Genomic DNA, 17,470 nt, shown 5'->3' with positions numbered 1-17,470 from the left:
GCGTCATTGTGCTGGGCCCGAAGTCGGCGAAGCGGCTGCGCTTGTTCTTGAGCTTCTTGCGGGCGTGGCTGCTCATCGAGCGCCTCAGCGTGGCCTCGCCGTCGCCGGTGATCAGTGCGAGCTTGTAGGCTCGGCTCGGGCTCGGCGCGGCCGCGAGCAGCGCAGCCGGGTTGGCGATGCCTTGCCACCGTGGCGGCTGGTTCACGAAGATCAGGGCATCGAGGCCGCCGATGGCCCGAGCGACCTCGACAAGCATGAGCCTTGCCGTTCCGCTATCCAGCCCCGCGGCGAAAGCCGGATCATAGAGGCCCATATGGTAGTTGGCGTGCTTGCCGCCGATGAACTCGGCGAAGCGGATGCCGCTGCGCCGRGTCAGGACAAGGGGCAGCAGCGCGCAGAGCGCCCCCGTCGCGTCTCGCAGCAGGGCGAAGCGGCAGTCCATGCCATGCGCCGCGCCGACCGTTTCGACGAAGGGCCGGACCCAGCCATAAGCCTGATAGGGCGTGACCAGCGCCCGCGCCTCGAAGGCGCGCCATTCGGCCGCGATCCCGGCGAGATCGGTCGCGATCGTGATCGATGCCCAGGGGCGGGCTTCCGGGGAGTGGACAGGAACAGACACGCTCCGTGCCTCGCGAGCAGGACAGGACGATTGCCTCCTTAACCCGGCATTGTGAACGGATCGGTCAAGATCGGTTTCTTCGCGGCGCGATCGCGCGATAGCGTTAGCGGGCGGTTGCATGGACAGGCGATGAACGGGCGTCACAGGGCCATCGCGGCCGCATTCAGGATGATGGTGGCGGTCGGCGCCGACCGCTGGGGCAGGGGCTTTGCTCAGGGCAGGGGCGTGATCCTGACGCTCCACCATGTCCGCCCGGCTGTGCCGCGCGGCTTTACGCCCAACGCCTTGCTGGAGATCACGCCCGAATTCCTCGACGCCACGCTCGGCCTGGTTCGCGCCGAGGGCTACGAGCTCGTCTCGCTCGACGAGGCCGTCGCCCGGCTCCAGAGCCCGAAGCAGGGCCGCTTCTTCGTGGGGCTGACCTTCGACGACGGCTATCGCGACAATGTCGAGCATGCCTGGCCGGTGCTCGCCAGGCACGGCGCGCCCTGGACGCTCTTCGTCACGCCGGGCTTCGCCGACCGCACGGCGCGGCTCTGGTGGCTGGAGCTGGAGGAGGCGATCCGCGCCCTGCCGCGCCTCGATCTCATGCTGCCGCACGGGCGCTTCACCGCCCGCACGGAAACCGATGCGGAAAAGAACCGGGCCTTCGCCAAGCTCTACTGGCGTCTGCGCAAGGGGCCGGAAGCGATTCTGCTGTCAGCGATTTCCGATCTGGCCGGGCAGGCCGGCATCGATGCCGCCGCGCTACTCGAGCGCGAATGCCTGCCCTGGGAAACGCTGCGGGCGCTCTCGGGCGCGCCGGGCGTCACGATTGGCGCTCATACGCTGACGCATCCGATGCTGGCGAAGCACGATGCGGAGACGGCGCGCCGCGAGATCGTCGCGAGCAAGGCACGGCTCGAAGCGGAGTTCGGCCTGCCCATSCGCCATTTCGCCTATCCCGTYGGTGATCCCGGTTCGGCCGGGCTACGGGAGTTCGGCTTGGCGAAGGAGGCCGGTTTCGCCAGCGCTGTTACGACACGGCCCGGTGATCTCGTCCCGGAACATGTGAACCATCTCCACGCCCTGCCGCGCGTCTCGCTCAACGGGCTGCACCAGAACGAGGCGGCGCTGCGGGCGTTGCTCTCGGGATTGCCGTTCTGGCTGCGGAATCGGGGGCGGCGGCTCGCTATCGGGTAACAGCCCGGTCGCGCTTAAACCTCGTCCCTACGCTCCATCCATTTGATCAGCGGCAGCAGCGGCAGCACCCAGGCGAGGCCGAGCGCGATATAGGCGAWKGTCTGCACCAGCTTCGGCGCCTCGGTGATCCGCCCCTGCGCCAGCGCCATCGCGACGAGCGCGTAGACGCAGACGAAGACCAGGATCACCACGGTTCCGACCAGCTTGCGCGTGCGTTGTCTCATCGGGCTCTCTGTCGCCGGGGTTCGGCGTTTCGGGTTGGCCGCTCCTGCGGCAATGCGGGCATTGTCGCCTTTTCGCGACGGGTCTAAAGCATGTTCCGCAAAAGTGGGCACCCCTTTTGCGACCAGAATTTGCTTCGCTCGCGCTATGTCACCGCCGACCGTGCTTGTGAAGCGCTCCATCCTCGATCCCGCACCCTAAGGCCGTTCCGTGACCCTCGCCGTGAAACAGACCGCCATGTCGGCCCTGGCTGCGAACCATGCCGGCATCCGCCGCTGGCTCTGGGTGGTGGCGGGGCTCGTCTTCCTGATGGTCGTCGTCGGTGGCGCGACCCGGCTGACCGGTTCCGGCCTCTCGATCACCGAATGGAAGCCGATCACCGGTGCGCTGCCGCCGCTTTCCACGCAGGCCTGGGCCGAGGAGTTCGCCAAATACCAGGCGAGCCCGCAATACCAGATCCTCAACAACGGCATGAGCCTCGGCGAATTCCAGTTCATCTACTGGTGGGAATGGGGCCATCGCCAGCTCGGCCGCTTCATCGGGCTCGTCTTCCTCGCCGGCTTCCTCGTCGTGGCGCTGCGCCGCCTCCTGCCGGGGCGTCAGATCGCAATCCTGTTCGGCATGGGGCTGCTGCTCGGCCTGCAGGGCGCGATCGGCTGGATCATGGTGGCCTCGGGGCTCCAGCCCGGCATGGTCGCCGTCGCGCCGGTAAAGCTGACGCTGCACCTGACCTTCGCCGGCCTGTTCTTCGCCTCGGTCGTCGCCTTCGCCACCTGGCTGACGCCGCTGCGCCGGCCCGAGACGGCCGGAAGCGCCGCCATGGCCTGGCTCCTGCTGCTGCTCACCTTCGTCCAGATCGCGCTCGGCGGGCTGGTGGCGGGCTCGAAAGCCGGTTTCACCTTCAATACCTGGCCGCTGATGGACGGGGCGGTGGTGCCGCCGGGCTCGCTGCTCTTCGCGCAGCAGCCCTTCTGGGAAAACTTCGTCGACAATGTCGCGCTGGTGCAGTTCAACCACCGCTTCGGCGCCTATGTGCTGTTCGCCTTCGCACTCTGGCAGCTCTGGTGGCTGAAGCGGAAGGCGCCGCAATCGAGCGCGGCCAAGCGGGCGACGGCGATTGCCGGCATGGTCACGGCCCAGGCCGCACTCGGCGTCGCGACATTGCTCTTGGTCGTGCCGCTCTGGGCCGGGCTCGCCCATCAGGCGCTCGCCTTCGCCGTGCTCGCCATGGCGGTGGTGCACGTCACGCGCACAAGGCAGGTCTCGCGGGCATGAGGCACGTTATGCTCGGGCCTGATCCGAGCATCGCTCAAACAAAAAGGGCGCCGTTTCCAGCGCCCTTTTCGTCAGAATGACGGCTTTGCTCAGATCAGAGCCTGATCCAGATCCGCGATCAGATCCTCGACATCCTCGAGGCCGATCGAGAGCCGCACCACCTGCGGGCCGGCGCCCGAGGCGACCTTCTGCTCGTCCGTCAACTGGCGATGGGTGGTCGAGGCCGGGTGGATCACCAGCGAGCGCGTATCGCCGATATTGGCGAGATGCGAGAACAGCTTGAGGTTCGAGACCAGCTTCACGCCGGCGTCGTAGCCGCCCTTGAGCCCGAAGGTGAAGACCGCGCCGGCGCCCTTCGGCACATAGCGCTTGGCGAGCTCGTGGTACTTGTCGCCGGGCAGGCCGGGATAGCTCACCCATTCGACGGCCGGGTGCCTGGCGAGATGCTCGGCGACCTTCTGTGTGCTCTCGCAATGCCGCTGCATGCGCAGCGGCAAGGTCTCGATGCCGGTCAGCAGCATGAAGGCGTTGAAGGGCGAGAGCGCAGGACCCAGGTCGCGCAGGCCGAGCACGCGCGTCGCGATGGCGAAGGCGAAATTGCCGAAGGTCTCGCCCAGCACCATCCCGTTATATTCCGGGCGGGGCTTGGAGAGCATCGGATAGCGGTCGTCGCCGACCCAGTTGAACGAGCCGCCATCGACGATCAGGCCGCCGATCGAATTGCCATGGCCGCCGAGGAACTTGGTCGCCGAATGCACGACGATGTCGGCGCCGTGCTCGAAGGGGCGCAGCAGATAGGGCGTCGCCATGGTGTTGTCGACGATGAGCGGGATGTTGTGCTTCTTCGCGATGGCGCTGATCGCGGCGATGTCGACGACGACGCCACCCGGATTGGCGATGGATTCGATGAAGATCGCCTTGGTCTTCGGCGTCACCGCCTTGGCGAAGCTCTCGATATCGTCGGAATCGGCCCAGATCACGTTCCAGCCGAAGCTCTTATAGGAGTGGTTGAACTGGTTGATCGAGCCGCCATAGAGCTTCCGGGCCGCGACGAACTCGTCGCCCGGCTGCAACAGGGCGTGGAAGCTCAGGAACTCGGCCGCGTGGCCGGAGGCGACGGCAAGCGCGGCGGTGCCGCCTTCCAGCGCCGCGACACGCTCTTCCAGCACGGCGTTCGTCGGGTTGCCGATGCGGGTGTAGATGTTGCCGAAGGCCTGCAGGCCGAACAGCGAGGCGGCATGGTCGACATCGTCGAAGACGAAGGAGGTCGTCTGGTAGATCGGGGTCGCGCGCGCGCCCGTCGCTGCATCGGGTGCCGCCCCGGCATGGATTGCGAGCGTATTGAAGCCGGGCATCCGGTCGGTCATGGCGTGCTCCCTGAAATCTTCTGAATGCAAGACAATGCGTTCGGTTTAACGAACGCCTGTGACAGCGTCAATTCAGCCGCGCGGCGCGAGCTCCGGCCCGATATGCTCCGGCCGGAAGCCCATGCCGACCAGACGGGCGGGGATGCGCCGCAGCACCGGGAACCAGCGTAGCAGCTCGAGCAGGAGGGGCGGCTTCACCGGGCCGCTGCCGGCGAGGATCGGCGTGATCACGCGGTTCTGGATCGCGACCTGCAGGGCCTGCGTCGCCTTGGTCGGGAAGTTCCGGCGCTCCTGCACCGCGGCGAGATCCTCGCTGCGGACGCTCCGATCGCGCAGCGGCCCGGCGAGCCGGTTGGCGGCCGCGACCGCGTCCTGGATGGCGAGGTTCACGCCGACGCCGCCGATCGGCGACATCGCATGCGCCGCATCGCCGATGCAGATGAGGCCCGGCTGCCACCAGCGTTCGAGCCGGTCGACCGCGACCGAGAGCAGCTTGAGGTCGTCCCAGCCTGCGATTTCCTCAGCGCGGTCGGCGACGATCGGCAACAATTCAGCGAGGCCGGCCCTGAAGGCGCCGAGGCCGGCGGCGTGGAGCTTTTCCAGCGTGCCCTTCGGGATGACATAGGCGCATTGCCAGTAGTCGCCGCGGTTCARCATCACAGCGAAGCGCCCGCGCCCGACCTGCCCGAAGGTCTGGCCCGCATCGCTCTCGCGCCGCGACAGCCGGAACCAGAGCACGTCCATCGGCGCGCCGATCTCGCGCACCGTGAAGCCCCCGGCCTGACGGAGATCGGAATGGCGCCCATCCGCCGCGACGACGAGATCGGCCCAGATCGTCGCCTCGCCCTCGGCCGTCTCGGCGGTGACGGCGGCGACGCGGCCGCCCGAGCGGATCAGCCCGGTCGCCTTCGCCCGCATCAGCAGCTTGAAATGCGGCAAGGCGCGGCCGCGATCCGCCAGGAAATCGAGGAAGTCCCATTGCGGCATGAAGGCGATATAGGGCGCGGCCACCGGCAGATGGCTGAAATCCGCAATCGGCACGTCCCTGTCGCCGAAACGAGCGACGATGCTGCGTTCCTCGGTGTGCGGCAGCTTCAGGAAATCCTCGAGCAGGCCGAGCTCCTGCATCAATTGCATCGTCGAGGGATGGATGGTGTCGCCGCGGAAATCGCGCAGGAAGTCGGCGTGCTTTTCCAGCACGGTCACATCGACCCCGGCCCGCGCCAGCAGGAAGCCGAGCATCATCCCCGCCGGTCCGCCGCCGGCGATGCAGCAGGTCGTGGCGAGCTCGCGCATGGTCTGTCCTCACGCATCGGCCGGTGTCTTGATCGCACCAGCTTAGCTCGACAGCGATGACGGCACAGCCGTGCAGCCGCTCCTTCTAGAGCATCGGTCCGAAAGTGGAGCGCGGTTCCCGGAAAAGCCGGTGCGAAATCAAAGGATTAGGTCATCGGATCGAATAGGATATTCAGGCCGATGATCTGGAATTGACAGCCGCAGCGCCCCAGCGGAGTGTTCCGTCACGGCATGGGGGGCAGACGATGGCTGCGCGATATGGGCTGGTGCTGGCAGGCTTTGCTGCGAGCTTCGTCGGGCTTACCAGCCCGGCTCGGGCCGTCTGGCTCTCCGACAAGGGTGCTGTGGCGACGCTGACCGGTCCGTTCATCATGGGTGACGACGCGGCGTTCAAGGCGTTTCTCGAAAAGCCGCGGCCGCAGCCGATCCGCGTGCTCTATTTATCGAGTGGCGGCGGGAAGGTCGCTCCGGCCTTCGCGATCGCCCGAATGGTCCGAAAGGCCGGCATCGCTACCGTCGTCGATGCCGATGCCGCAGCCTGCTCGAGCGCCTGCACCTTCGTCTTCGTCGCGGGCGTCACACGCCACTACGTCAATGGCGACCATGTTGCAGAGGGAATGAGCGCCCGCAACGGGCTCGGCTTCCACCCGGTTCATCGCGATGGCGGGCGGGTCGAAGGCCACACATTCAGCGAGAAGGGGAGCGATCGCGCCCGAGCCTTTTATGCCGAGATGGGAACGCCTCGCGCCGCGGAACTGATGGACAAGGCCTCGTTCAATACCTTCTACCGGCCAAACGGACAGACGGCGTTGGCGCTTCGCATCGCCACGAGCCTGTCCGCCCCTTGAAGCCGCGCTGGACGCTTATGTCCCCGGCCGGTCGATCGTCAGCTTCTGGAAGCCCTTGCCGGCCAGGGCCGGCTTCTTCGATGACAAGATGCGCGAATTGATGCCCTGCCAGCCGATCTCGCCGGAAAGCCGGCCATATTCGATCTTGGGGCAGCGGTTCATGATGACGGTGACGCCCTTCGCCTCCGCCCGCGCGGCGGCCTCGTCATTGCGCACGGAAAGCTGCATCCAGATCACCTTCGGCAGCGGGTCGAGCGCCAGCGCCTCGTCGGTGATCGGGCCGGCCGCTTCCGAGTTGCGGAAGATCTCGACCATGTCGATCGGGCCGGGAACCTCCTTGAGCGCGGCATAGACCGTCTTGCCGAGGATGGTCTGGCCGGCGAGGCCGGGATTGATGGGCACGACGTCGTAGCCGCGCGCGAGCAGGTACTTGGTGACGATCCAGCTCGGCCGCGCCTCGTTGGCCGAGGCGCCGACCAGCGCGATCCGCTTCGCTTCGCGCAGGATGCGGCGGATKAGCGCATCKTCATAGGAATCGTGGTTCAACGTGCGGCACCCCAAGAAAGCATAACGATATCAGTTTGTTGGTTCTGCGGGTGAAGACGGAGTCATCACAGCCTCGCCATGCTTTCATGCTTCACTGGAGACGGCACGGGATAGGCCCGGCCAGCCTGCTGCGAAGAAAGGAGTGCCTGCCATGTGCGACTACAGCCTGCATCATGTGATGTCCACTCCCGCCAAGGTCGGCGACGAACTGGTCTCGACCAGCTTCCCGAATGCGAGCACCCGCGGCTTCTGCGCCGTCGGGCATCCCGAGGTCGCCGTCTGCGTCATGCCGGGGACCGAGCTCGCCTTCCACGCCGATATCGAATGCGATCGTGGCCTGGGATTGCTGCCCAGCCGGAAGATCGCGGCCAGGGTCGCGCGCTTCCGTCAGGTCGATCTCGACAAGCCGCATCTCCACCACGATGCGCTCGAGCTGCCGAGCGGCGAGATCCTGAAGGTCACGAATCTCGTGGAAGGGCAGCGCCTCACGGTGCTGCAGCTCCCGGCCACGCCTGAGCTGGAAGGCGAGGAGCGGGCCATGCCGGCGGAAGAGGTGCGGCAGCCGTTTATGATCTTCTGAGCGCGCCTTGTGCCGACCCACTCGGCATCGCGGTCGGTCGGGAACCGTCGCGATGCCCCTTTCCGGTCCGGCGGCGTGCCTCGGCAGGTTCAGGATTGCTCCCATAGCGGCGCCCGCTTCTCCATGAAGGCGCCGATGCCTTCCTCCGCGTCGCGGGCCAGCATGTTCTCGACCATCACGGCCGAGGCGTGGTCATAGGCCGCCTTGAGACCCATCTCGCGCTGCTCGTAGAAGGCGCGCTTGCCGATCTTGACCGTCGCGGGCGATTTCGAGGCGATCACCGCCGCGAGCCGGCCTGCTTCCGCCAGCGCCTCRCCGGCCGGTACGACGCGGTTGACGAGGCCCATGCGGGCCGCCTCGCTGGCGGGCACCATCTCGCCGAGCAGCAGCATCTCCAAGGCGTGCTTGGCCGAAAGGTTGCGCGAGAGCGCCACCATCGGCGTCGAGCAGAACAGCCCGATATGGACGCCCGGCGTGCAGAAGCGCGCCTCGCTGCCCGCGACCGCAAGGTCGCAGCTCGCGACGAGCTGGCAGCCGGCGGCCGTCGCGGTGCCCTCGACGGCGGCGATGACCGGCTGGGGCAGGGCGGTGATCTGCTGCATCATGGCCGAGCAGCGCCCGAGGATGTCCGTGAAATAGGCCCGGCCACGGTCGGTATCGGCGCGATGGGCCGTCATTTCCTTGAGGTCGTGGCCGGCGCTGAACACCGGCCCGGCGGCCGCGAGGACGATCACCTTGACCGAGCGGTCGGCGGCGATGGCGGTGAAGGCCTCGCTCAGGGCGGCCAGCATCGCCTCGCTCAGAGGATTGCGCGCCTGCGGACAGTTCAGGGTCAGGGTCGCGATGCCCTTGGCGTCTTCGCGCAGCAGGACGGCGGCGCTGTCCGGCTTGTGGTGGGCGTTCATGGCGCTCCCTTTCCGCATTTGCGCCTATTGTCGGAGCGCATCGGCCATGCTGCAAGGGGATAAGACCCGCCTCAGCCCGTGGTTTTCCGCATGACGCCTCGCATGACCGCCTCCGAGATCGAAGCCTATCTCGACGAGGTCTTTCCGCAGCTTCACCATGGCGGGCGCACTTATTTCGTCGAGGAGATCGGGCCGATGACGGCSCGSATGCGCTGCGAYTATCACGAGCGSCATYTGCGCCCSGGSGGCACSATCTCCGGCCCGACGATGATGGCGCTCGCCGATCTCGCGCTCTATGCCGCGATCCTCGGCCAGATCGGCCCGGTGGCGCTGGCGGTGACGACGAGCCTCAATTTCAACTTCCTGCGCAAGCCGGGGCAGGCGGCGCTGATCGGCGAGGCGAAGCTCCTGAAGCTGGGCAAGCGGCTGGCGGTGGGCGAGGTCGGCCTCTATTCGCAGGGCGAGGCCGAGATGGTCTGCCACGCCACGGGGACCTATTCGATTCCGGCGGCGCGTTGAGAAGGGGCTGGCAGCGTCATTCTCGGGCGAAGCGAAGCGCAGACCCGAGAATCTCGTGACCGGTGGGCCGCCTTCTCGTCCGGAGATGCTCGGGGCAAGCCCGGGCATGACGGCAGGCAGGGGTACGGTATCATAATACCGATTTTCTCAGGTATCTGAAAAATAGACGTTTTCCTCGTTCGGGCGCCGCGTGGAGCGCTTGACAGCGGGCTTTCCCGCCCGTATTGCCACACCCACACCGCCGCCGGGCTCTCCGGCGGCTTGTCCTTTTTAACGCAACCGAAGGGTGCCGCGATGAAGACCGTCTCGCTCAAGCCCGCCGATGTCGAAAAGAAGTGGGTTGTGATCGACGCCTCCGGGCTCGTCGTCGGCCGTCTCGCCTCCGTGGTGGCGATGCGTCTGCGCGGCAAGCACAAGGCCGCCTACACCCCCCATGTCGACTGCGGCGACAATGTCATCATCATCAATGCCGAGAAGGTCTCCCTGACCGGCCGCAAGCGCGAGCAGAAGAACTACTACCACCACACCGGTTTCCCGGGTGGTATCAAGGAGCGCTCTGCCAAGTTCATTCTCGAAGGTCGCTTCCCTGAGCGGATCGTCGAGAAGGCCGTCGAGCGCATGCTGCCGCGCGGCCCGCTCTTCCGCCAGATCCTCGGCAATCTGCGCGTCTACAAGGGCGCCGAGCATCCGCACGCCGCCCAGTCGCCGGAGGCGCTGGACGTCGCCGCGCTCAACAGCAAGAACAAGAGGGTCTGACCATGGCCGAGGTTCTTCAGTCCCTCTCCCAGCTTGGCGACGTCGCCAAGCCCGCCCAGCCGGAAGCTCCGGTCCACGTCAAGAAGGTCGATGCGCAGGGCCGCGCCTATGCCACCGGCAAGCGCAAGAACGCCATCGCCCGCGTCTGGATCAAGCCCGGCTCCGGCAAGGTCACCGTCAACGGCCGCGATCAGGAGATCTATTTCGCCCGTCCGGTGCTGCGCCTCGTGCTCAAGCAGCCGCTGCAGCTCGTCGATCGCGTGACGCAGTATGACGTCGTCGTCTCGGTCAAGGGCGGTGGCCTCTCCGGCCAGGCCGGCGCGGTGCGTCACGGCATCTCGAAGGCGCTGACCTTCTACGAGCCGGAGCTTCGCGGCCCGCTCAAGAAGGAAGGCTTCCTGACCCGCGACTCGCGTGTCGTCGAGCGTAAGAAGTTCGGTAAGGCCAAGGCCCGCCGCAGCTTCCAGTTCTCGAAGCGCTGATTACACTCTTCAAAAGAGTTTCAAATTCAGAGGGCTGGCAGAAATGCCAGCCCTCTTTTTTGTTCGCGCGGGCTCGCTGACGCCCCGACGGGGCAGGGGTTCCGGCCTCGGTTTTCGACATCTCCCGCACGGAAACGGCTGCGCCGCACGGTCCCTCTCCTGTGCGATGGGCCAGGCTTGTCGCCGACTGGAATTCAGTCGGGCGCGTCAATACGACCGAGGATTTGCGGGAAGGAAAGATGGAATAACCTTGGGAAAGGCGGGCAGCAAGTTCGACCGAATTTTATAGGTGATTCAGCTTTCGCAGACAGGAAGAGGCAATCGAAATCGGGTTTCTATAAGGCAGAAGCTTGCAGTCAGTTACGGAATATAATAGGTTGAAATTTCAGTAATTTGTCGTGATCCATTTATATCGGTAGTGAATTAAGTATAGATGCACGATTGATCTCAAAAGTGAAATTTCAAATGAGTTTGTGACGGGGGCGCCAGCCGGATGTCGAACAATCGGAACAGTTATCAAAGGACGACTGTCGCCGCATCGACCTTCTGCGTTCTCGCGATACTGACGGGAATTGCGGCTTTCGCTGTTCCCTGGCTCGTCACGATCCTGTTCTTCGCGTTTTGTTTGGCAGCCGCAGCCATCGCCGGTCTCGTCGCGTTTGGCGGGATCATCGGTCTGTCCCGTGACGCGATGGAACTGCGCGGCCAACCCTACTACTCCAAGCGTCCGCGCGAATGCGCCGCCGGTGCTTTCGTTCACCTGCGACGGAAGCTGCTAAGCCTGCTTCCGGGCTCGCCGGCACGCTTGCGGCTCTGGCCGGGCGAGTGGGTCAAGGTCCGGCCCTTCGCGGAAATCGCGGCGACACTCGATGACGAAGGCCGGTTGGACGGTCTGCCGTTCATGCCCGAGATGATCGGCCACTGCGGAAAACGTCTCCGCGTCTTTCGACGGGTCGAGAAGATCCACCATTATTACGGCCCTACGGCACCTCATCTGCGGCGTTTGCAGGATGCGGTGCTATTGGATGAATTGCGGTGCGACGGCGCAGGACACGGCGGCTGCCAGGCCGGTTGTCAACTCATCTGGAAAGAGGCTTGGCTCGTCCCGAGCGACAGCGCCGAGGCGGATTTGCCTGCGCCGGAAGCGGCCGACGCGTTGTGGCTGAACAGCTACACGAAGGCCAGATCGGCCGATGGCGAGGAGCGGTATGCTTGCCAGATGACCGAGCTGCCGGCGGCCACGACACGAATGAGCTGGCGCGACCCGAGGCACTACTGGCGTGAACTGCGTTCGGGCAATGTCCGGCTCGGCCCCTTCATCGTGGCCGTCGCGCTCGCGCTGTTCAACGCCGTGCAGCGCAAGCTCCGCGGTGCCGAGGCGCCCTACCGCGAGCCGACAGACCGCAAGACCAGTCCAAAGGAAGTGCTCGATCTCCAGCCGGGAGAGATCGTGCGCGTGAAGACGCGACGGCAGATCGAAGAAACCTTGAATCACGTGTCGAAAAATCGCGGGCTGTGGTTCGATCGCGAAATGCATCGGTTTTGCGGCGGGGAGTTTCGCGTCGCATCGGTGGTGCGAACCATTGTCGACGAGGCCAGCGGGAAAATGCTGTCGATGGGCAGCGCTTGCATTGTCCTGGCGGGCGTGGCCGCGACGGGAGAATATCTCGGGCTATGCCCCCAGAACGAACTGATCTTCTGGCACGAGATCTGGCTCGAACGCGTCACGCGCCATTTGGAAATGTAGGATTCTGGCTCTCCAAGCGCTGATCGTTTCCGGTCATCCGATATGCGGAAGGGCGGCTCGCAAGGGCCGCCCTTTTCGTTTCTAGTGTCCTCCCATCTCACTCTATCCCTCATCCTGAGGAATTGCGCGGCGGCGTCTCGAGAGAGAGGCTTCAGCGAGCTCCGGAGCCATCTGGAGCATCTTCCGGGACACGAGCCTTCGGCTCGCTCCTCAGGATGAGGGCTGTGAACGAACGCCGATTTTAATGGAGCCCGCCATGACCCGCCCCGTCCTTCTCGTCACCGGCGGCAGCCGCGGCATCGGCGCCGCGACCTGCATCATGGCGGCGCAGCGTGGCTACGACGTCGCGGTGAACTACCAGAGCAATGCCGGAGCCGCCGACGCCGTCGTGAAGGCTTGCGAGGCCGCCGGCGCGAAGGCGGTTGCGGTCCAGGGCGACATGGCGCGCGAGGCCGACATCCTGCGCGTCTTCGCCGGGGCCGAAGCCGCGCTCGGCCCGCTCAGCCATGTCGTCAGCAACGCGGGCATCACAGGCCGTTCGAGCGCGCTCGTCGACGCCGGCACCGAGGTGATCCGGGAATGCATCGACATCAACGTCACCGGCGCGATCCTGGTGGCGCGGGAGGCCGCTCGCGCGCTCATCGCCAATGCCGGTGCGAAGGGGAGGGCGATCGTCAACATCTCCTCGGTCGCGGCCGAGCTCGGTTCGCCCGGCGAATATGTCTGGTACGCGGCCTCGAAGGGAGCGGTCGATTCCCTCACCATCGGACTCGCCAAGGAACTCGCGGGCCACGGCATCCGCGTGAACGCCGTCGCACCCGGCATCACCGAGACCGAGATCCATGCGCTCTCGACGGGCGAGGCCGGCCGCGTCGCCCGGATCGCGCCGCTGATTCCGCTGAAGCGCGCCGCGACGCCCGAGGAGATCGCCGAAGCGGTGCTCTTCCTGCTGTCGGAGGCGTCGCGCTACACGACGGGCGTGATCCTGAAGGTTTCCGGCGGGCGTTGAACGGAGGCATCGGGGCGTTCAGTCGGGCCGCTGCCAGCATCCGACGCAAAAAAGAACGCCGGCAATGTGCGGCCGGCGTCGGAAGTCTAGGCGTCTGCTCCTCGCCGTTGCGATCGTCGCTCTCGTGAAGGGAGGTGTCGGATGGCGGGAGGACGTGCGGTAGCCTTCAGTCGCAGACTTCCACCTGCTTCATCACGCCGTCGATATTGGCCTGCGTGAAGTGGCAGGGATTGGCCTTCACGCCGGGCGAGTAATACGCATCCGTCGCCTGGTCATGGTATTTCGGGTATTCCTGCGGTTCCTGCTGCTGTTGCGGCGCGAGCTTGTTCTGCGCCCGTTCGCTTGCCGTGCCGGCGGCCGAAGCTGGCGAATGAATGGCGATGCTCCCGATGGCCAAGGCCAGGCCGAACGCTGCGGCAGCGAGTGTCTTGCTCATAGTACCCTCCGACTATGTTCTTGATAGATAAGCGCGATTTGCCCCTGCGAAGCTCGCCGGGACAATTGCAGGATGCTCTCCGGAAAAAGACGATCCTGTGGCTTTAATTTGAAACCGCGTGGCAAATCGGGGGCGGCGATCACAATAATGTGCTCGCTTATCATAATGAGGCTTATGGACATCGGGCAGCCGCGTTCCGGGGAGCGGCTGCGAATGGATCGGGGCGGCGCAGAGGTCCTTTGAGACGCTGCCTGATCGGCCGTGGCGGGCGTTGAGGCTGAAGTGGATGGCGGACCGTGCTAAAGCCGGTCGTCCTCGTTCTGACCGGCCTGCCATGCGCTTTCTATTGACCCTGATCGCCTTCGGGATGATCGCGATCCCCGCCTTGATGATGCTGGCGCGGGAGGAGCTGCCGCGCGGCCGCCGCATCGGCCGGGCCCTGGTCGTCTTCCTCGCACCGGCGATCGCGCTCGGCGCCATCCAGAGCGTGCCGGAGCTGGACGGGCGCGCCCTCAGCTATCCGAATGCCTGGACGATGCTGCGCCTGGTTCTCAGCGGCCTCGCGCTGATCCTGCCCTGGTGCCTCTATGTCTGGTTCACGGCCCGTCGCTGAATGGCTGGATGCTGGACAGCTGCGGCGATCGCCAGGCACGGTCGGCATGGTCAGGTCGGTGAGGGATGCTTCATGAGGTTCCATCGCGGCAGGGCCGCAGGCCTGGTCGCCGTCCTGGCCTTCTGCGGATTCGGAGCGGCGGCGCAGTCCGAGCTTGACGGCGTATGGATGCACCGACGGATGCAGAATCCGCAGACCGGCCAGCAGCTGGACATGAGCACCCAGATCGATCCCGGTCGCAATCTGACGCTCGGGATTCTTTGCAACGCCGAGAAGCAGCTCAAGCTGGTGCTCGTGCCGAAGCCGGCCGAGGGAGCTGASGCGGTCGCCTATCGCATCGATGGCGGGCCGTGGATCAGCCAGGGCTGGCGCAGTGAAGACAAGCGCCTCGTCCTGGGCGGCGAGGAGGGCAGGCGCGTCTTCGGAACGATGCTGCTGGCCAGCAACGGGATCGAGATTCGCATCGGCGCGGAACGCCCCGCGAGGTTCCTGGCTGCCGGGCTGATCGAATCCGCGGCCAAGACGACCGCCCGCTGCCTGTCTCCGTCCTGACGGGCTGTATGACCGCCGATATGCGTCGGCGCCGAGCGCGATGGGCTTGCCTGGCATCCCTCGGCGATTGACGGGGCGGGCGCCGTGGCTCATATACGCGAGCATGATCACGCATGTGACCCGACGTCGCCCGTATCAGGCCGCTCCGGCGCGCCCGCGATGACGCTCGGCTGAAGTCCGAACGCCCGCGACCGCGCCATCAAGCGCGGTTTTTTTATGCCTTTAGCCAGCTTGCCTGCCCAGCCACCGGGGGTCCCGATGAGCCACAATCTGAAATCAATCTTCATCGACGGCGAAGCCGGCACCACCGGGCTCGGCATCCGCGAACGCCTCGCGGCGGTTCCGGAAGTGGCGGTCAAAAGCATCGACCCGGACAAGCGCAAGGATCCGGCCGCCCGCAAGGATATGATGGCGGCTGTCGATCTCGTCGTGCTCTGCCTGCCGGACGAGGCGGCGAAGGAATCGGTCGCGCTGGCCGATGAACTCGGCTCCGCGGCCCCCAAGATCGTCGATGCCGCGACGGCCCATCGCATTGCGCCGGGCTGGGTCTACGGTTTCGCCGAGCTCGAGCCGGGCCATGCCGGCAAGATCGCCAACGCCAACCGCGTCGCCAATCCCGGCTGCTACCCCACCGGCGCCATCGCGCTGCTGCGCCCGCTCGTCGATGCCGGGTTGATCGCGCATGATCATCCGATCGCGGTGAACGCCGTCTCCGGCTATTCCGGCGGCGGCAAGGCGATGATCGAGGAGTTCGAGACGGGCGTCGCCCCGGCCTTCGAGCTCTACGGCCTTGGGCTCCGCCACAAGCACCTGCCCGAATTGCAGGCCTATGCCAAGCTGACGCGGCGGCCGATCTTCGTGCCTTCGGTCGGCAATTTCCGGCAGGGCATGCTGGTTTCGGTGCCGCTGCATCTCGATACCTTGCCCGGCCGGCCGAGCGTGGGCGACCTCCACCATGTGCTGGCCGAGCGCTATGCCGGCTCGACCTATGTCAGCGTGCTCGGGCAGGATGGCATGGGCGGCAAGATCGAGCCCGAGGCGCTGAACGACACCAACAAGCTGGAGCTCAGGGTGTTCGGGCAGGACGATCTCGGCCAGGCGGTGCTGGTCGCGCGGCTCGACAATCTCGGCAAGGGTGCCTCGGGCGCGGCGGTGCAGAACATCCGCCTGATGCTCGGCCTGCCCGAGGGCTGAGGCGGGACGCCTTCGATAAGCCCGCGACAGAGAACCAAAGAAAAAAGGGCCGCTTGCGCGGCCCTTTCCGTTTCCACGGAGCCGGATGCTCAGCCCTTATAGGCGACGAAGTTCTGCTTCTGCTCGCCGAGGCCCTCGATGCCGAGCGTCACGACCTCGCCGCCCTTGAGGAAGCGCGGCGGCTTGAAGCCGAGGCCGACGCCGGGAGGCGTGCCGGTGGTGATGACGTCACCCGCATCGAGCCGCATGAACTGGCTGATGTAGTGGACGAGATAGGCGGCGCCGAAGATCATCGTCTTGGTCGAGCCGTTCTGGACGCGCTCGCCATTGACCTCGAGCCACATGCCGAGATTCTGGATGTCCTTGACCTCGTCCGTCGTCACCAGCCAGGGGCCGAGCGGGCCGAAGGTCGGGCAGCCCTTGCCCTTGGCCCACTGGCCGCCGCGCTCGATCTGGAAGGCGCGCTCTGAGACGTCGTTGCAGACGCAGAAGCCCGCGATCGCCGCCATCGCCTTGTCTTCCGGGATGTAGGAGCCGCCATCGCCGATGACGATCGCCAGCTCGACCTCCCAATCGGTCTTCGTCGAGCCCTTCGGGATGATCACGTCGTCATTCGGGCCGACGATGCAGTTCGGCGCCTTGTTGAASAGGATCGGCTCSKYCGGGATCKSSGCGCCGGTCTCRGCSGCRTGGTCGGCGAAGTTSAGGCCGACRGCGATGAAGTTGTGCACATCGCCGACGCAGGCGCCGATCCGCGGCGAGCCCGAAACGAGCGGCAGCGATTCCGGCGAGAGCGCCTTGATCTTGGCCAGCGAGGCCGAGGTCAACGCCTTGCCGGCGAGATCGGGAATGACGCCGGACAGGTCGCGCAACCCGCCCTTCGCGTCGAGAAGGGCCGGCTTTTCCTGGCCGGACGCACCGTAACGAAGGAGTTTCAAGGCATTTCCCCAATTCAAACGATATAAATGGCGGGCGATCTGACCGAATGCGCCGCTTGCTGACAAGTCCATCATCGCGCATGGCGATCCTGCGTCGCAAGGGCCGGAAAATTGTTGCCCGAATGCAACGTGAGCGGGCAAAGCGACATGACGCTACGGCGAGCCCCAGTGGCGGGCCCGGGGACCGAAGGCGTCAAAAATCCGCAATAGTTCGCATGTGAACGATCCTTTTTCGGCGGAAGCCGGTTCGCCCCCTTCAAAAATGGCCTTTTTGAGCGTTTTTTGCGGATTGCGCCGCCGAATGCGGTAGCAAGGCGGCCGTTTTGCGGTGTTCGCGGCGGGATTGCGGCCTCCGGCGGCTCGGGTCATGCTCAGAATCAGGGG

21 protein-coding genes are annotated in these 17,470 nt (G+C 65.8%); 12 read left to right on the top strand and 9 right to left on the bottom strand.

Annotated features, from left to right (window positions below):
• Positions 1–619: GNAT family N-acetyltransferase (locus tag AB4Y99_RS13775; protein ID WP_441523710.1), on the bottom strand; the 619-nt coding region annotated here is incomplete at its 3' end.
• Between the two features lie 129 nt (positions 620–748).
• On the opposite strand from AB4Y99_RS13775, the gene AB4Y99_RS13770 reads away from it, so the two are divergent.
• Positions 749–1,801: a polysaccharide deacetylase family protein gene (locus AB4Y99_RS13770; protein ID WP_441523709.1), complete on the top strand. Its 1,053-nt coding sequence runs from the start codon at positions 749–751 to the stop codon at positions 1,799–1,801.
• Positions 1,802–1,815: 14 nt separating this feature from the next.
• Here AB4Y99_RS13770 and AB4Y99_RS13765 read toward each other — a convergent pair whose 3' ends face one another.
• Entirely contained in the window at positions 1,816–2,025 is a 210-nt protein-coding gene (locus tag AB4Y99_RS13765) for a DUF2842 domain-containing protein (protein WP_441523708.1), read from the bottom strand.
• A gap of 235 nt (positions 2,026–2,260) precedes the next feature.
• Here AB4Y99_RS13765 and AB4Y99_RS13760 point away from each other — a divergent pair, with 235 nt between their 5' ends.
• Positions 2,261–3,298 (top strand): COX15/CtaA family protein, encoded by a 1,038-nt coding sequence (locus tag AB4Y99_RS13760; RefSeq protein WP_441523711.1) that lies wholly within the window; start codon positions 2,261–2,263, stop codon positions 3,296–3,298.
• A gap of 89 nt (positions 3,299–3,387) precedes the next feature.
• Here AB4Y99_RS13760 and AB4Y99_RS13755 read toward each other — a convergent pair whose 3' ends face one another.
• A complete protein-coding gene (locus AB4Y99_RS13755; protein ID WP_441523707.1) occupies positions 3,388–4,665 on the bottom strand; it encodes an O-acetylhomoserine aminocarboxypropyltransferase in 1,278 nt (425 codons plus the stop codon).
• 72 nt (positions 4,666–4,737) lie between these two features.
• Positions 4,738–5,961, bottom strand: a complete 1,224-nt coding sequence (locus AB4Y99_RS13750; RefSeq protein ID WP_441523706.1) for an FAD-dependent oxidoreductase — start codon at positions 5,959–5,961, stop codon at positions 4,738–4,740.
• A gap of 344 nt (positions 5,962–6,305) precedes the next feature.
• Between AB4Y99_RS13750 and AB4Y99_RS13745 the strand changes: the two genes are divergently transcribed.
• Positions 6,306–6,809: a hypothetical protein gene (locus AB4Y99_RS13745; RefSeq protein ID WP_162737973.1), complete on the top strand. Its 504-nt coding sequence runs from the start codon at positions 6,306–6,308 to the stop codon at positions 6,807–6,809.
• Positions 6,810–6,824: 15 nt separating this feature from the next.
• On the opposite strand, the gene AB4Y99_RS13740 is transcribed toward AB4Y99_RS13745, so the two are convergent.
• Positions 6,825–7,355: a CoA-binding protein gene (locus tag AB4Y99_RS13740; RefSeq protein ID WP_441523705.1), complete on the bottom strand. Its 531-nt coding sequence runs from the start codon at positions 7,353–7,355 to the stop codon at positions 6,825–6,827.
• A gap of 151 nt (positions 7,356–7,506) precedes the next feature.
• Here AB4Y99_RS13740 and AB4Y99_RS13735 point away from each other — a divergent pair, with 151 nt between their 5' ends.
• A complete protein-coding gene (locus AB4Y99_RS13735) occupies positions 7,507–7,935 on the top strand; it encodes a hypothetical protein (protein WP_038368238.1) in 429 nt (142 codons plus the stop codon).
• Positions 7,936–8,024: 89 nt separating this feature from the next.
• Here the strand turns inward: AB4Y99_RS13735 and AB4Y99_RS13730 are convergent, their stop codons facing one another.
• Positions 8,025–8,840 carry an enoyl-CoA hydratase gene (locus AB4Y99_RS13730; RefSeq protein ID WP_441523704.1) on the bottom strand — a complete coding sequence of 272 codons (816 nt, stop codon included), beginning with the start codon at positions 8,838–8,840 and terminating at the stop codon, positions 8,025–8,027.
• Between the two features lie 102 nt (positions 8,841–8,942).
• Here AB4Y99_RS13730 and AB4Y99_RS13725 point away from each other — a divergent pair, with 102 nt between their 5' ends.
• The 5 genes from AB4Y99_RS13725 to AB4Y99_RS13705 all read left to right on the top strand — a co-directional run bounded on the left by AB4Y99_RS13725 (position 8,943) and on the right by AB4Y99_RS13705 (position 13,353).
• On the top strand, positions 8,943–9,359 hold the full coding sequence (locus AB4Y99_RS13725; protein ID WP_081925676.1) for a PaaI family thioesterase: 417 nt from the start codon (positions 8,943–8,945) through the stop codon (positions 9,357–9,359).
• A 294-nt stretch (positions 9,360–9,653) separates the two neighbouring features.
• Positions 9,654–10,115, top strand: coding sequence for a 50S ribosomal protein L13 (rplM, locus tag AB4Y99_RS13720; RefSeq protein WP_038368231.1), 462 nt, complete (start codon positions 9,654–9,656; stop codon positions 10,113–10,115).
• Between the two features lie 2 nt (positions 10,116–10,117).
• Positions 10,118–10,597, top strand: coding sequence for a 30S ribosomal protein S9 (gene rpsI, locus AB4Y99_RS13715; protein WP_038368228.1), 480 nt, complete (start codon positions 10,118–10,120; stop codon positions 10,595–10,597).
• 493 nt (positions 10,598–11,090) lie between these two features.
• A complete protein-coding gene (locus AB4Y99_RS13710) occupies positions 11,091–12,344 on the top strand; it encodes a hypothetical protein (protein WP_441523703.1) in 1,254 nt (417 codons plus the stop codon).
• 256 nt (positions 12,345–12,600) lie between these two features.
• Positions 12,601–13,353 carry an SDR family oxidoreductase gene (locus AB4Y99_RS13705; protein WP_441523702.1) on the top strand — a complete coding sequence of 251 codons (753 nt, stop codon included), beginning with the start codon at positions 12,601–12,603 and terminating at the stop codon, positions 13,351–13,353.
• Between the two features lie 166 nt (positions 13,354–13,519).
• Here AB4Y99_RS13705 and AB4Y99_RS13700 read toward each other — a convergent pair whose 3' ends face one another.
• Positions 13,520–13,789: a hypothetical protein gene (locus AB4Y99_RS13700; RefSeq protein WP_038368225.1), complete on the bottom strand. Its 270-nt coding sequence runs from the start codon at positions 13,787–13,789 to the stop codon at positions 13,520–13,522.
• 334 nt (positions 13,790–14,123) lie between these two features.
• Between AB4Y99_RS13700 and AB4Y99_RS13695 the strand changes: the two genes are divergently transcribed.
• From AB4Y99_RS13695 to argC, 3 genes are all read left to right on the top strand, one after another.
• Positions 14,124–14,402 carry a hypothetical protein gene (locus AB4Y99_RS13695; RefSeq protein ID WP_441523701.1) on the top strand — a complete coding sequence of 93 codons (279 nt, stop codon included), beginning with the start codon at positions 14,124–14,126 and terminating at the stop codon, positions 14,400–14,402.
• A complete protein-coding gene (locus AB4Y99_RS13690) occupies positions 14,403–14,954 on the top strand; it encodes a hypothetical protein (protein ID WP_441523700.1) in 552 nt (183 codons plus the stop codon).
• A gap of 258 nt (positions 14,955–15,212) precedes the next feature.
• Positions 15,213–16,148: an N-acetyl-gamma-glutamyl-phosphate reductase gene (argC, locus tag AB4Y99_RS13685; RefSeq protein WP_112761895.1), complete on the top strand. Its 936-nt coding sequence runs from the start codon at positions 15,213–15,215 to the stop codon at positions 16,146–16,148.
• 89 nt (positions 16,149–16,237) lie between these two features.
• On the opposite strand, the gene AB4Y99_RS13680 is transcribed toward argC, so the two are convergent.
• Both AB4Y99_RS13680 and AB4Y99_RS13675 read right to left on the bottom strand, forming a co-directional pair.
• Complete coding sequence (locus AB4Y99_RS13680; RefSeq protein ID WP_441523699.1) at positions 16,238–17,086, bottom strand: fumarylacetoacetate hydrolase family protein; 849 nt, start codon at positions 17,084–17,086, stop codon at positions 16,238–16,240.
• Between the two features lie 153 nt (positions 17,087–17,239).
• A partial coding sequence (locus AB4Y99_RS13675; protein WP_441523698.1) for a hypothetical protein occupies positions 17,240–17,470 on the bottom strand: 231 nt, incomplete at its 5' end.

The organism is Allobosea sp. TAB14 (assembly GCF_052113865.1).
GTDB classification, from domain to species: Bacteria; Pseudomonadota; Alphaproteobacteria; order Rhizobiales; family Beijerinckiaceae; genus Allobosea; species Allobosea spartocytisi.
This window is presented reverse-complemented; position numbering and strand designations above follow the sequence as displayed.

Coding starts and splice junctions, on each gene's coding strand:
- rpsI (WP_038368228.1), top strand. CDS start 10,118: ATGGCCGAGGTTCTTCAGTCCCTCTCCCAGCTTGGCGACGTCGCCAAG.
- rplM (WP_038368231.1), top strand. CDS start 9,654: ATGAAGACCGTCTCGCTCAAGCCCGCCGATGTCGAAAAGAAGTGGGTT.
- AB4Y99_RS13735 (WP_038368238.1), top strand. CDS start 7,507: ATGTGCGACTACAGCCTGCATCATGTGATGTCCACTCCCGCCAAGGTC.
- AB4Y99_RS13700 (WP_038368225.1), bottom strand. CDS start 13,789: ATGAGCAAGACACTCGCTGCCGCAGCGTTCGGCCTGGCCTTGGCCATC.
- AB4Y99_RS13710 (WP_441523703.1), top strand. CDS start 11,091: ATGTCGAACAATCGGAACAGTTATCAAAGGACGACTGTCGCCGCATCG.
- AB4Y99_RS13760 (WP_441523711.1), top strand. CDS start 2,261: ATGTCGGCCCTGGCTGCGAACCATGCCGGCATCCGCCGCTGGCTCTGG.
- AB4Y99_RS13755 (WP_441523707.1), bottom strand. CDS start 4,665: ATGACCGACCGGATGCCCGGCTTCAATACGCTCGCAATCCATGCCGGG.
- AB4Y99_RS13695 (WP_441523701.1), top strand. CDS start 14,124: ATGCGCTTTCTATTGACCCTGATCGCCTTCGGGATGATCGCGATCCCC.
- AB4Y99_RS13705 (WP_441523702.1), top strand. CDS start 12,601: ATGACCCGCCCCGTCCTTCTCGTCACCGGCGGCAGCCGCGGCATCGGC.
- argC (WP_112761895.1), top strand. CDS start 15,213: ATGAGCCACAATCTGAAATCAATCTTCATCGACGGCGAAGCCGGCACC.